The sequence below is a fragment of the Siminovitchia fordii DSM 16014 = CIP 108821 genome (assembly GCF_000374565.1).
GTDB classification, from domain to species: Bacteria; Bacillota; Bacilli; order Bacillales; family Bacillaceae_C; genus Siminovitchia; species Siminovitchia fordii.
The window spans coordinates 69200-82219 of the sequence record NZ_KB894685.1 but is presented as its reverse complement, the minus strand read 5'-3'; the positions used below and the strand labels follow the sequence as shown (position 1 = coordinate 82219).

Below are 13020 nucleotides of genomic sequence, written 5' to 3'. Positions count from 1 at the left end.
ACAGGAGGCTGTTAAATTGAGAAAATTTTGGCCAACGATGCTAGCAGCTGCCGGTATCAGTGCTGCAGCTTATGGCTTAAGTAAATATCGGAACGGAAAATATATGGAGCCTGTTAAGAACATGTTGAATAATGCGAAGGGCATGCTTCAAAATGCCGGAAGCGCAGCCAATAACCCATTAATGGAAATATCAAAAGAACTTGCTCCAAGCGATTTGGCAATGAAAGGAAAAAAACAAGGCAAACGTTCCATTAACCCAAGCTGAGGTTAATATGGCTCCCTGCAATGCAGGGAGCTTGTTTTATTAGACCGCCTATAAAATTTTATAATTCATTATTATGAGAAACTTTGATAGAATGAGATAAAAATAGATCTCCATTTGGAAGGCAGGTGCTATAAACGTGAGAGAGGCTGTCATTTTTCAGCAGCTGTTAAAGCGTAAAAAAAAGCTTATTTTGCCCATGACTTTTTTCTTTGTTCTTTTTTATTTTGCCCTGCCTATTCTAATTTGGTTTTTTCCGGAGTGGATATATAAAGAAAACCCGTCATCGTTCATTCCATGGTGGTGGCTCTTTGCATTTTTTCAGTTGATTGTTACATGGATACTGGGATGGGTGTATTGGTGCAAGGCAAAAAAGTACGATCAATTAATTGAAGATTTGAAGCAGGGGAAAAATATATGAATTATACATATTTCTTTTTTTTTCTTTGTATTATCATTTGTACTTTGATTATTACACACTGGGCTGCGAAACGTGATCGCTCCACTTCTCAATTTTATACTGCATCAGGTCATCTGACCGGTTTTCAAAACGGCCTTGCCATTGCAGGTGATTATATCAGTGCCGCATCTTTCCTTGGGATTACAGGGGCTATCTCACTACACGGCTATGATGGTTTTTTATATTCAATCGGCTTTTTGGTTTCCTATTTGATCGTATTGTTTTTGATAGCTGAACCTGTTAAGAATCTGGGGAAATATTCTTTGGGAGATGTCATTTGCGCCCGCTTCCCAAGCCAAAGGATCAGGTTGCTAATGGCATGTGGCACTTTTTTTATATCTATTTTCTATATGATTCCGCAATTGGTTGCTTCCGGGCTTTTAATCAGGCTGCTTTTGGGGATCGATTATTCTATTTCCGTGTTGGTGATTGGGAGTTTGATGACAGTATATGTTGTTCTGGGGGGAATGGTTGCGACTTCGTGGGTACAGATTGTGAAAACCGTATTGCTTATGTCGGGTACTTTCCTCGTTTCACTCATGGTCCTGGCCCATTTTGATTGGAAGGTAATAGATTTAATCGAAAATGTAAAACAAGGCACTCCTCTTGGAAAGCGATTTTACTATCCTGGTAATCTGTTTAATGATTTTTGGGAAATGTTTTCTTTAAAGCTGGCCCTGCTTTTGGGTACAGCAGGTTTGCCTCATATTTTAATCCGGTTTTACACAGTAAAAAACACGTTGGAAGTGCGTCGTTCGGTAATTACAGCAACATGGATCATCGGTTTATTCTATGTGATGACCCTTGTGTTGGGCCTGGGTACGATTGCCTTAGTGGGAATGGAGCGGTTAGCGGTTGCCGATCCTACCGGTAATTTGGCTGCACCGCTTTTAGCAAAGGAATTGGGCGGGGATTTCCTTCTTGCTTTCATATCTGCACTAGCTTTTACCACAATTGTTGCTGTCGTAACAGGATTAGTCATATCCGCGACAATTTCTCTTTCACACGATGTATACCATCATATTTATAAAAAAGGTAATGCGACTGATAAGGAACAGCTTCGTGTGGCAAAATGGACAGCTGTTGGAATCGGGTTGATCGCGACTATTTTTTCATTGGGATTAGAAAATATCAACGTCACTTTCCTTGTTTCATTAACCTTTGTCATTGCCGCATCCACAAACCTTCCGGTCATCCTTTTGACACTATATTGGAAGCGTTTTAATCAAGGGGGCGTTATGATGGGGATGCTCAGCGGATTTTTGTCATCTGTCATACTTGTTCTTTTTGGTCCCCATATCATGAACATTGATAATGGCTGGATTGCAAGGGAGGCTGTGATACCCCTTTACAATCCTGGCATTATAGCTATCCCGATCGGATTTATCGGGGCAATTCTTGGAACGTGGTTTTCATGCAAGGCTTCTGATGAAAAAAATTTCATTCGTTCGCTTGTCAAAGCCCAAACGGGAATTGATACAAGGGGGCGCGGCTGGTGGAATTCATGACGTACATTTTGGTCCAGAGACTTGGACTGTTATTGATTATCGCTTTTTTAATGACAAGAATTCCAAGTTTTAGAAGTCTGCTTGATCGTGAAATAGATACTAGGACAGTTATATTGCATGCAATGATATATGGGCTGTTTGGAATTGCAGGGACAATATCAGGTATTGTGATAGAAAACGGGAGCATCGTTTCCCAATTTATCCTTTCCTCTGTTCAAGAAAATCAGTTGATCGTCAGCTCCAGTCTTGTGGCCATTGTCATAGCAGGCTTACTGGGCGGTCCTGTTGTTGGAGTGGGAGCGGGCCTGATTGCAGGACTCCATCTATTTTACCTAGGTGGCCTGGGAAATATGGCAGGATGTATTGTAAATATCCTTACAGGGCTACTCGTTGGCATGACAGCGCGCTTCTTTTCTAATGACAGGGTCATTTCACCGTTAAAGGCCTTATTTATCGGTATATTTCCGCCCATTCTTCAAATGGGACTGCTGCTGATCTTCAATCCACATGATGATTTTATAAAAGAAGCAGTTGATCAAATCAGTCTGCCCCTTGTTTTTTCAAACAGTATTGCGATTGCTATCTTTACTGCCATGATTGCTGCGGCGATCAAAGAGCAGGAACGGGAAGCGGCTTTGGAAACAAGAAGGGCTCTGATGATAGCAGAGGATGCCTTACCCCACCTGAAAAAGGAATCACAATTTGAAATGGCACAGGGGATTGCCGAATTGCTTTTTAAACGATTGAAAGTCGCGGCTGTTTCCGTGTCAAACCGGGAACAGGTCCTGGCATATGTTGGTTTGGGTGCAGATCATCATAAGCAGGGTGATCCTTTGCAGACAAGGCTTTCACATGAAGTTATACAAACAGGGTCCTTGAAAGTGGCCTATTCGCAGGATCAGATATACTGTAAACATGAAAAGTGTCCTTTACAGGCAGCCATTATTGTTCCAATACTGGAAGCGAATAAAACGAGCAAGCTGATTAAATTGTATTTCCGGAAATCACAGCATATTCGTTCGGTTGAAATTGTATTAGCTCAAGGGTTGGGTAAGCTTTTAACAAACCAATTGGCAGTTGTTCAATCGGAGAAATTGCAAACTCTTATCCGGGATGCAGAGCTGAGAAACTTGGAGGCCCAGATCAATCCGCACTTCCTGTTCAATACACTTCATCTTATCGCTACTCTTTTCAGAACCGATCCTGAAAAGGCCAGACGCATTACTGTACAATTGGGGAGTTTTATGAGATTTAACCTTCGCCTGGCTTCGACATCTTTGGTAGAACTGGAAAAAGAGTGTGAACATTTACAGTCATATATCGAAATTATCCAAGCCCGTTTTTTTGGAAGGCTGACTATATGTTTCTCACCAAATCCTGAATGCAAAGATGCACTGATTCCGCCGTCGACGCTTCAACCGTTAGTGGAAAACAGTGTCCAGCATGGGCTGGAGAACGTAATGGAAGGCGGAAAAATTGATATCGACATCAAGCGTAAAGCAGGTACAATTTATATTGCCGTCCGAGATAACGGACATGGATTCTCAAAGAAGACCCTTTCTCTTGCAGGGCGCTTGCCATTAGAAAGTGAGAGGGGCGGAGGAACAGGGCTTTATAATGTTAATCAGCGATTAATAGGTATGCTGGGTGAACAATCACATTTACACATTCGAAATCTGCCTTCGGGAGGCAGTGAGGTGTACTTTGAAATACCAGATATAAATGTAGGGAGGAAAGCGACATGACGATTCGAGTGATGGTTGCGGAAGATGAGCGCCTCGTCAGAGAAGAGCTGATATATATGCTGCAGCAGGAAAAAGATTTCCTACTATGTCCAAGTGCTGAATCAGGGGAGCAGTTACTTGAACTTTATGAAAAATTTGAGCCGGATGTCATATTTTTGGACATTCACATGCCTTTGATGTCCGGTGTGGATGTTGCTAAGAAATTGACAAAGGATAAAGAAAATCCTCCGCTTTTCGTATTTATAACCGCATATGATGATTATGCTCTTGAAGCATTCGAAGTGGAGGCGGTGGACTATTTATTGAAACCATATGATGAATCACGTTTGAAAGAGGCTTCGGACAGGATAAGGCGTCGGCTCTCGAGTTCTTCAAAGTCTGACTCTCCAAATGAAAAAAATAAAAGAAATTCAACCAATTTGATTCCTGCTTCATCCAAATTGCTGATTGATGATGGTGAAAAAGTTGTGGTGTTGTCTCCCGAATCGATACACTATGCGACACGTGTAGAAAGGTTTGTAGAAATCCACACTGCCGATGAATTTGTCCAAGGGAAAATGACATTACAGGAATTGGAAGAGAAGCTGAAGGGCTTTCCATTTTTCCGGACACACCGCAGCTATTTAGTTAACTTGGATTTCATCCAAGAAATAACCCCATGGTTCAATGGAGCTTATAATCTCATTCTAAAAGGAGAAAAGAAAACACGAATACCAGTCAGCCGCAGTGCGCAGAAAAAGCTGTTTCAGCTGCTGGGACAGTGATTGAAACCGTTTACATATGAATCACTGCCATTCGTGTAAAATATCTGACAATTCGCGGATTTATTCACTATTTGTAGCACCTCTGTTTTATAGTAAATAAAATCGGTTTTTTGTAACTGATTTTAATCCAAACCGAGAGGTGCATTGAAATGGATAACTACGAACAAATTGCCAAGTCTAAGGAGTTTATGGAGCTGAAAAGATCCAAATTGCTCTTTATTTGGCCTGTTGTCATTTTGTTTTTCTGCCTTTATCTATCGTTCCCATTAATGGCTGCTTATGCAAAGCCACTTATGGGAAAATTTGTAACGGGAAATATAACCTTTGGTTATCTGTACGGTGTCTCCCTTTATTTCGTTGCCTGGGCCCTTGCCTTTGTATATTTTGTGAAAGCGAAAGGTTTTGATCAAAAGGCAAAGTCTACAGTTGATAAATACAGGCAGAGGAAGGGGGCATAGTCATGGGGGCTCATGCATTTGGGATTTTTTTATTTGTTGCGATAGTTGGAGCAACGATCTATATTACGTTATTGGCTGCCAAAAGAAACAAAAGTACAGCGGACTTTTATACTGCAGGACGGTCTTTGACAGGTTGGCAAAACGGATTGGCGATATCCGGTGACTATTTAAGTGCTGCCTCCTTCTTGGGAATTGCTGGATTGGTGGCCTTAAACGGGTATGATGGATTTATGTATGCAGTTGGTTGGATGGTCGGATATGTAATTGTTCTTTATATTATTGCAGAGCCGCTTAGAAATTCCGGTAAGTTTACGGTTGCTGATGTGTTGGCTTCCCGCTTGAAAGAAAGACCAATTAGGATGATGACAGCCATCGTTACATTGGTCGTCACAACGTTTTACATGGTGGCGCAGATGGTGGGCGCTGGAGCCATCATTAATCTGCTAGTCGGTATTCCATATGAGCTTGCCGTCATCATCATCGGAGCATTGATGATCATTTACGTCATGCTAGGGGGGATGCTGGCGACAAGCTGGGTTCAGATCATCAAAGCTGTACTGTTGATGTTTGCTACTCTAATCCTTGTATTGTTGGTCGCATTTATCTTTAAGTTCAGCATTTCTGGCCTATTTGGTGAAGTTGTTACAACAAACGGCAAGGAATTCCTTTCACCGGGAATGTTATATAAAAATCCGATTGACCTGTTATCCCTTGGTATGGCATTGATATTGGGAACTGCAGGCTTGCCTCATATTTTAATCCGCTTCTACACAGTGCCATCTGCACAGGAAGCAAGGAAGTCCGTTATTTGGGCGATGATCCTGATCGGCTTATTTTATATCATGATCGCTTTGGTCGGTTTTGCAGCATCAGTCCTTGTCGGTTCCGATGCCATTCGAGCTGCCGACAAAGGCGGAAACATGGCCGCACCATTATTGGCCCAATATATCGGGGGTGGAGAAGGAACAATCGGTGGAGAAATTTTCATGTCGCTCATATCAGCTGTCTCCTTTGCAACCATCGTTGCTGTTGTTGCGGGATTGGTGATCGCAGGGTCAGGAGCATTTGCACATGATATTTATACAAATGTTATTAAGCGTGGAAAAGTGGATAGCAAGAAGCAATTCATGGTTGCACGAAATACGGCATTAGTGATCGGAGCTTTGTCAATCACACTTGGGATTTTGGCTAAAGGAATGAATGTGGCCTATTTGGTTGTATTGGCTTTTGCCGTCGGGGCAAGTGCAAACCTGCCGGTTATCATCTTCTCGCTCTATTGGAAGCGTTTTAATACAGCCGGAGCGATTGCCGGAATGCTTGCTGGGATGCTGAGTGCTGTCATTCTGGTCATTATAGGGCCAAGTGTAATGGGGGAAAACGCTATATTTCCACTTGCCAATCCGGGCATCATAAGTATCCCATTAGGATTCCTGACATCAGTCGTTGTTTCTTTAATAACAAAGCCTGAGAATAATACGGTCAAGTACAACGAAATGGACGTCAAGTCGAATACCGGGCTCGGCGCAGAGCTTTAAAGATGTTTACTAAGGGCATGCCGCTCATAGGCATGTCTTTTTTATAGTAAAAAAATCCAATAATAAATTTTAGCCGTTGATGAATTGTTGATTCCCGCTTATAATAGGTTTTATTAGCTTTTTCAAGCAGGAGGGATTTCATTGCCAATTAACATTCCTAAACAAATGCCGGCGCGGGAAGTTCTTGAAAAAGAAAAAATATTTGTAATGGATGAAGAAAGAGCAAGCACGCAAGATATCCGTCCATTGAATATATTGATTTTAAATTTGATGCCTGAAAAAGAAAAGACGGAAGTACAATTGCTTAGGCTTCTTGGAAATACTCCTTTACAGGTGAATATAACATTTTTGCATATGGAAACCCACCAATCCAAAAATGTAAGCAAATGGCATTTGGAACAATTTTACAAGACGTTTTCATCTGTAAACAAATATTATTTTGACGGCATGATCATTACGGGAGCACCAATTGAACATCTCCCTTTTGAGAAGGTCAATTATTGGGAAGAACTGAAGAAAATCATGGATTGGTCAAAAGATCATGTCACTTCGGTTATGCATATTTGCTGGGGCGCACAGGCCGCTTTATACCATCATTACGGAATAGGCAAATTTGAGCTTCCGTCCAAATGTTCCGGTATATACAGGCACACGATCTCTGACCAGACCATCAAACTTGTCCGAGGATTCGATGAAGTTTACTACGCTCCGCATTCACGATACACAAGCGTAAGCCGGGAAAAAATTAAGGAGCACCCTGGCCTGAAACTATTATCTGAAGGGGAAGCCGGGCCTTTTATTATTATATCAGAAGACGAGAAGCATATAATGCTCACTGGTCATTTGGAGTATGACACAAATACGCTAGCTACAGAATACGAACGGGATTTGAAAAAAGGATTGGATATACAAATACCAGAAAATTACTTCCCGAATAACGATGTAAATGAGCAGCCGATAAACACCTGGCGTTCTCACAGCCATCTACTTTTTTCCAATTGGCTTAATTACTACGTTTATCAGGAAACTCCTTATGAGCAGGATCGTAAAGTGAAAGTAGATATGTCTGTTTCGAATAAACAGTAAATAAATCGCACGAATATTTTATTTGTCTAACATTTTGTATCATTTTTTCAGAATGCGCATGGGCTTTGTCTAGCTTCAGGCTTACAAACCGATTCCCTCCACAGCTGAACTTCCTCTGCGGGAATTGTCTTGTTTGACTGTAATGACAGGGAACTTGCGCTTTTCATATGCCTGATTTTTGAATTAAAGAGATAGAAAATACAGACATTTAACAGGAGAGATGATATATTGATACGTAAAAGAGGAGGGGCTAAAACATTGGCAATCAAGTTAAGGAAAAGGAAGGAGATATTTACTTTTTATAATGCGGAAGGGGAAAAAATCGAACGTGAAACCGAGATTCGTTTCGACCCACTGACAGGGGAAAGCTCCCGTCTAGTTTACGACGCGGGATTGGCAGTAGCTTCTTTTGATTATTTAGAAGCGGCCGAAAAGACAAAAGGAGTCAATTGTCCTTTTTGTCCAGAGAATTTATTTAAAATGACCCCTGTATTTCCGAAAGAAATAAGTGATGATGGGCGGATTACGAAAGGAGAAGCTGTTGTGTTCCCCAATCTTTTCCCATACAGCAAACATAACGGGGTGACGGTGATTTCCAGAGATCATTTTATCCAGTTAAATGAGTTCACACCTGCATTGATAAAAGATGCTTTTCAGGCGGCACAGGAGTATATACATAAGGTGACCTTAACGGATTCAAATGCCAAGTTCGCTTCAATCAATTGGAACTACCTGCCGCTTTCCGGTGGTAGCATCATCCATCCCCATCTTCATATCATCATTTCGGATACTGGAACAAATTATCAGACAAACATATATGAAAAGGCACGGCAATTCGAAATGGAGACGGGAAAAGAGTATTTTACCGCTCTTAGCGAAACCGAAAAATCTATTGGTGAAAGATGGATTGCTGATACTGGGATGATTACATGGCTCCATGCTTTTGCACCAAAAAGCCACAATGATTATGTTGGAATTTTTAACAACGCTTATTCCTTAGAGGATATTAAAGAGACGGATTGGGGGCATTTTGCTAAGGGTCTGGAAACAATTTTTTCCATCCTTGCAGATCAAGAATTTTCAAGTTTTAATCTAATGATGTCTGTCGATCCGGAAGAAAGAGAACCTATCCATGTCCGGCTAATTCCGCGGCTGGCGATTGGACCCCTTGGAACAAGCGATATCAATTTCTTTCAGGCATTGCACCAAGAGCCGCTTACTTATAAAGCTCCAGAGGAAATTGCAGCTAAAGCAAGGATAAAGTTTGCGGGTTTGATGTAAGCCCCGGACTCCAGTCAACAAATCTCATTTCCAGTAATAGAATGAAGATGTAGATACATGGAGGTGGCGCTGTATGGCTGTTGTTAAAGCGAGGACATCCGATATAGACTTGTTGGCAAGGCTGCTTCGGGCGGAAGCTGAGGGAGAAGGAATACAAGGTATGCTTTTGGTTGGTAATGTAGGGGTCAATCGAATCAGGGCAAACTGCTCCGATTTTGTCGGCCTCCGTACCATACCTCAGATGGTATATCAGCCCCATGCATTCGAAGCTGTGACTCATGGTTATTTTTATCAAAGGACAAGGGAAAGTGAAAGAAGGTTGGCAAGACGTACTGTGCAAGGTGAAAGATTTTGGCCTGCCAAATATAGTCTATGGTATTTCAGGCCGACGGGCGACTGTCCGGCAACATGGTATGATCAGCCTTTGGTCGGCAGATATAAACTGCACTGCTTTTATGAGCCGACTGGAGAAGAATGCGAAAATGTATATACAACTTTTTGACAGAGAAAGAAAACAAGTACACAAAGTAAACTGTATTTTGTAGAGTAGACACTCAATAAAACTACTTTACAGGGTCTTTTTGTGTGCACTTAAGAAACGGGACGGGAGAACAAATGTATGAGTAATAGAAAAATAGGCCCGGCGCTGACCGGGCTTTATTCATCGTAGGTTTAGGGTGTCGCCTCTAATAGTAATTTTAACTCGTTTATTTGTTCTATGTGTCGCTGTTCATGCAAATATATTTGTTCAATCCATTGATCAAGGGGTAATTCACCCAATGCTGGATGCATCACTGATTTTTTCGCCAATATAGATTTATCTTCTATAGTACTAAGAAAAGTCATCAACTTTTTTCTGGATTGGTTTAACAAGTCAATTATTTGCTGAACTTCAAAGGGTTTTACATCTGGTTCAACGATTTTTGGAGCTTTAATCTTTTTTGTTCTATTCAATAATATATGATGAACATTTTTACGTTCTTTTGGTGCTCTATCAGTCTCTTTTAATCCCCATGCAATAGCCTTTATTGATGCCTCTTCCACTAAAACCAAGTGATGGCAAACTTGTGCTATACTCCACTTATTCATACCAGGCATACTGTTAAATTGAGCCTCGCTTAATAAAGTAATCTCCTTTACTAGGTTATTTCTCGTTTCATGTAAATTGTCATCTACAAATTTATTCATGAGATTTCTCCCTTCATCAAAAAATGCGTACTTAGATTCTTATCCTGTATATATTGTCTACGTTGAAAAATATTCTACTTTGTCACGAGTCTTTTTTTCTACTTCTACATCAAATCCATATTAACCTTCTCAATTGTTCGGTGTGATAATGTGAAAAGCTTGCTAAATCCGTCCAGCAGAATCCAGACAGAGACTTGAATTAATCTACATAAACAAAACAATGCATGAAAAAGCCGCAGCTTCGATTGAGTTTAACTTGTCGGGTTACTTTTACTCTCTGGATTGATGGACTCTTTTTAAAGCTTGATGGCTTTGATATTTTATCAATCAAATGATTAATTTAGTGGACACTGGCCTCAAATCACACAGAATAGATTTCGATGCTATTGTCAGTGTTAAGTTTACTGAATAGCCCTTCTTACAAAAGTGGGGCTTTTAAGAAATATAAAGCCCAGTTCGCAGACCGAGCTTGTTTACTATTTAGCATCTACCCTATTATATTTTTAGTCCCAATTCACCCCAAAATTTCCCCCGAGTATGTGCTTTTTTTATACATTACACTGCAAACTAAAATATGACAAAAAAGGTTGTAAATGTTAATATATCGATGCTTTTGGAGATTTCTTACTGGTGTTTACGTCTAAATGATATTAAAAGTTAATTTCATTTTTAGAAAAACGTTTAGATTGTTTTCGATTAAAATTCTTATAGCAGAGCGCAATTATATTTAACAGGAAAGCAGGCAGTTTTTTTGGAAAAAAAGGACGGTTGTAATAACGATAATATGCACTTTTTAAATCTTCCCACTGATTACATTTTTTTATTTGACGAAATCGTGCTACATCGATTAGTTTTATTTCTCCATCCGGTGTAATCAAAATGTTTCTTAAATGAATGTCTGATGGGTTCAATCCACATTTTTTCGTTACAGATAAAGCGTGATCGACTTCTATTAATTTCTCCTCTTCTATAGGAATGCCAAGCGTCAGGCATTCAAAAAACGTGTGGCCTTCAATATAATCGATCACAATATAGTTTGGCCCGGACTCATATATTTCTGGATAATAGTTGATTTGTTGAATTACATCATATATGCATGCTTCTTCCTTTGCGATATGCCAAAATTCAGGTAAATACACTTTAATGGCTTTATTGGTATTTTCTATTTTGAATACAAAGGCACTTCTTCCAGCACCTACTGGTTTTAACGATTGAGCATATGCTGCAACGACGGGTTTATTATTCACATAACGAATGACTACACTTTTGGCCAAATTTTTATAATCCAAATTAGTACTCCTTTCAATGAAAAAGACGTCATAACCAAATTTTGGTATGACGTCTTGAAATAGGAAAGACCTCACCAAAAATTTGGCAAGGTCTCGCAAACAACACTTCTGTGTTGCCAACAAAGCCGAGGAAGTTATCCTGTATTGACGACTTTGTTGTGTAGCTACTCCCCTCGAAGCAAATATTATTAATGGTTGTTTCATTATAAAGTTTATGCATCTTTGAGTCAAATCATACAGGACTAGCATAACTAAAACCGATTCGGAAGCCTCATGTAGAAAATTTCATAAGTTAGTGTTGGTTTATGTACAGGAGGGGTTTTTAGGGCATATTCCAAAACAGGAAAATATAAATAGGGGGGATGAGGAACAAATTGAGCGGAGATTCAAATAACATGAATGTTACGTCCTGCAGCTGAAGAATAATACCCTCCATATGCAGTGATAAATGCTTAAATTTTGTTGAATATGACTTTCAAGCCAGGTTGCCTGTATGTAAGGCTGAACACTTTAACGAAAATCCAGACATATAGGATAAAATAGTAGGACTCCAATGAATACAGAGGAGCCCTTGGTTTAAATTTAGATCTGAATAGTTGTATATGATTGTATGAAATTTGAGGTTATCCGGCTTCTCCTAAATCATGGAAGGAAGTCTGGTTTTTCGAAATATTCCTCATTAAATACTTCAGCCCCGCCAACAGATGTAATTAATCCGCCAACTCCCTGTAAAAAATCACCTGAAATAATAATTCGCTGTCCCTCCATAATGATATCTATATTGTCTGTTGACACTTCTTTAGATACGCCCAAGGCTTCCAACAACTGTCCGCTTGCTTGTATCCAAGCCCCTGTCAATACTGTTTTCTCGCCTTCCGACTCAGGGTTATCACTAATAAAGTAAAGTTTGGAAAGTAAAATGGCTTCGCTTACCTGGCCTATGGCCTGTAGCCAAACAGCTGCTTCAATTTTCTTTTTAAGACTTTTTCGCAGTTCCTCTATTTCCTGATTTTTCTTGAGGTAGTTAGCTCTGTTTTCCATTTTTCTCACTCCACTGCATCAATTAGTACTATTTTTATTCCAGATAAATTGATTTGGTGAGCGAGTGCTTCATGGTACATAGAAACGAACACAGGTTCAATATGCGCTGGAGGACTCTTCCTATTGTCTTTTGGAAAATCTGAAGTGAATTGAGGTTCTTCATTCGGAAGTCAAAAAAGGAGACACGTTAAACACATGATTAAGATTTTATATTTCCTAAATAATAATGAAAAAAGTCCTGATCAATTGAGAACTCTGATCAGGACTTTCTGAATCAATCATCATTTTTTGGTAACCGCCCGGTCTTTGGGCGCAATCCAAAAGGCAACTGCTACTGCGGTAATCAATACAATAAAAGGGGCGTAAAAAATAAAGAAATTTTGCATTTAAAAAAATCTCCTTT

14 protein-coding genes are annotated in these 13020 nt (G+C 40.0%); 10 read left to right on the top strand and 4 right to left on the bottom strand.

Annotation, left to right across the window (positions count from 1 at the left end):
* Positions 1–16 precede the first annotated feature (16 nt).
* From C509_RS0100395 to C509_RS0100350, 10 genes are all read left to right on the top strand, one after another.
* Positions 17–265, top strand: a complete 249-nt coding sequence (locus C509_RS0100395) for a hypothetical protein (protein WP_018704909.1) — start codon at positions 17–19, stop codon at positions 263–265.
* Positions 266–401: 136 nt separating this feature from the next.
* Positions 402–683, top strand: a complete 282-nt coding sequence (locus C509_RS0100390) for a DUF485 domain-containing protein (RefSeq protein WP_018704908.1) — start codon at positions 402–404, stop codon at positions 681–683.
* Positions 680–2230: a solute symporter family protein gene (locus tag C509_RS0100385; protein ID WP_018704907.1), complete on the top strand. Its 1551-nt coding sequence runs from the start codon at positions 680–682 to the stop codon at positions 2228–2230. The genes C509_RS0100390 and C509_RS0100385 overlap by 4 nt, the downstream gene beginning before the upstream one ends.
* Positions 2227–3975 (top strand): LytS/YhcK type 5TM receptor domain-containing protein, encoded by a 1749-nt coding sequence (locus C509_RS0100380; RefSeq protein ID WP_245542419.1) that lies wholly within the window; start codon positions 2227–2229, stop codon positions 3973–3975. Before C509_RS0100385 ends, C509_RS0100380 begins: the two co-directional genes overlap by 4 nt.
* Entirely contained in the window at positions 3972–4739 is a 768-nt protein-coding gene (locus tag C509_RS0100375) for a LytR/AlgR family response regulator transcription factor (RefSeq protein WP_018704905.1), read from the top strand. Before C509_RS0100380 ends, C509_RS0100375 begins: the two co-directional genes overlap by 4 nt.
* A gap of 149 nt (positions 4740–4888) precedes the next feature.
* Positions 4889–5197, top strand: a complete 309-nt coding sequence (locus C509_RS0100370) for a DUF485 domain-containing protein (protein WP_018704904.1) — start codon at positions 4889–4891, stop codon at positions 5195–5197.
* 2 nt (positions 5198–5199) lie between these two features.
* Positions 5200–6732, top strand: coding sequence for a solute symporter family protein (locus C509_RS0100365; RefSeq protein ID WP_018704903.1), 1533 nt, complete (start codon positions 5200–5202; stop codon positions 6730–6732).
* 141 nt (positions 6733–6873) lie between these two features.
* Complete coding sequence (gene metA / locus C509_RS0100360) at positions 6874–7818, top strand: homoserine O-acetyltransferase MetA (RefSeq protein ID WP_018704902.1); 945 nt, start codon at positions 6874–6876, stop codon at positions 7816–7818.
* 258 nt (positions 7819–8076) lie between these two features.
* Entirely contained in the window at positions 8077–9099 is a 1023-nt protein-coding gene (locus C509_RS0100355; RefSeq protein WP_018704901.1) for a hypothetical protein, read from the top strand.
* A 73-nt stretch (positions 9100–9172) separates the two neighbouring features.
* A complete protein-coding gene (locus C509_RS0100350) occupies positions 9173–9601 on the top strand; it encodes a cell wall hydrolase (RefSeq protein ID WP_018704900.1) in 429 nt (142 codons plus the stop codon).
* A gap of 170 nt (positions 9602–9771) precedes the next feature.
* Here the strand turns inward: C509_RS0100350 and C509_RS0100345 are convergent, their stop codons facing one another.
* From C509_RS0100345 to cydS, 4 genes are all read right to left on the bottom strand, one after another.
* Positions 9772–10287: a DinB family protein gene (locus tag C509_RS0100345; RefSeq protein ID WP_018704899.1), complete on the bottom strand. Its 516-nt coding sequence runs from the start codon at positions 10285–10287 to the stop codon at positions 9772–9774.
* A 650-nt stretch (positions 10288–10937) separates the two neighbouring features.
* Positions 10938–11576, bottom strand: coding sequence for a hypothetical protein (locus tag C509_RS0100340; RefSeq protein ID WP_018704898.1), 639 nt, complete (start codon positions 11574–11576; stop codon positions 10938–10940).
* A 642-nt stretch (positions 11577–12218) separates the two neighbouring features.
* Complete coding sequence (locus C509_RS0100335) at positions 12219–12617, bottom strand: hypothetical protein (RefSeq protein ID WP_018704897.1); 399 nt, start codon at positions 12615–12617, stop codon at positions 12219–12221.
* Positions 12618–12898: 281 nt separating this feature from the next.
* Entirely contained in the window at positions 12899–13003 is a 105-nt protein-coding gene (gene cydS, locus C509_RS27405; protein WP_018704896.1) for a cytochrome bd oxidase small subunit CydS family protein, read from the bottom strand.
* Between the last annotated feature and the right edge of the window lie 17 nt (positions 13004–13020).

Coding starts and splice junctions, on each gene's coding strand:
- C509_RS0100350 (WP_018704900.1), top strand. CDS start 9,173: ATGGCTGTTGTTAAAGCGAGGACATCCGATATAGACTTGTTGGCAAGG.
- C509_RS0100380 (WP_245542419.1), top strand. CDS start 2,227: ATGACGTACATTTTGGTCCAGAGACTTGGACTGTTATTGATTATCGCT.
- C509_RS0100345 (WP_018704899.1), bottom strand. CDS start 10,287: ATGAATAAATTTGTAGATGACAATTTACATGAAACGAGAAATAACCTA.
- C509_RS0100335 (WP_018704897.1), bottom strand. CDS start 12,617: ATGGAAAACAGAGCTAACTACCTCAAGAAAAATCAGGAAATAGAGGAA.
- C509_RS0100365 (WP_018704903.1), top strand. CDS start 5,200: ATGGGGGCTCATGCATTTGGGATTTTTTTATTTGTTGCGATAGTTGGA.
- C509_RS0100375 (WP_018704905.1), top strand. CDS start 3,972: ATGACGATTCGAGTGATGGTTGCGGAAGATGAGCGCCTCGTCAGAGAA.
- C509_RS0100370 (WP_018704904.1), top strand. CDS start 4,889: ATGGATAACTACGAACAAATTGCCAAGTCTAAGGAGTTTATGGAGCTG.
- C509_RS0100385 (WP_018704907.1), top strand. CDS start 680: ATGAATTATACATATTTCTTTTTTTTTCTTTGTATTATCATTTGTACT.
- cydS (WP_018704896.1), bottom strand. CDS start 13,003: ATGCAAAATTTCTTTATTTTTTACGCCCCTTTTATTGTATTGATTACC.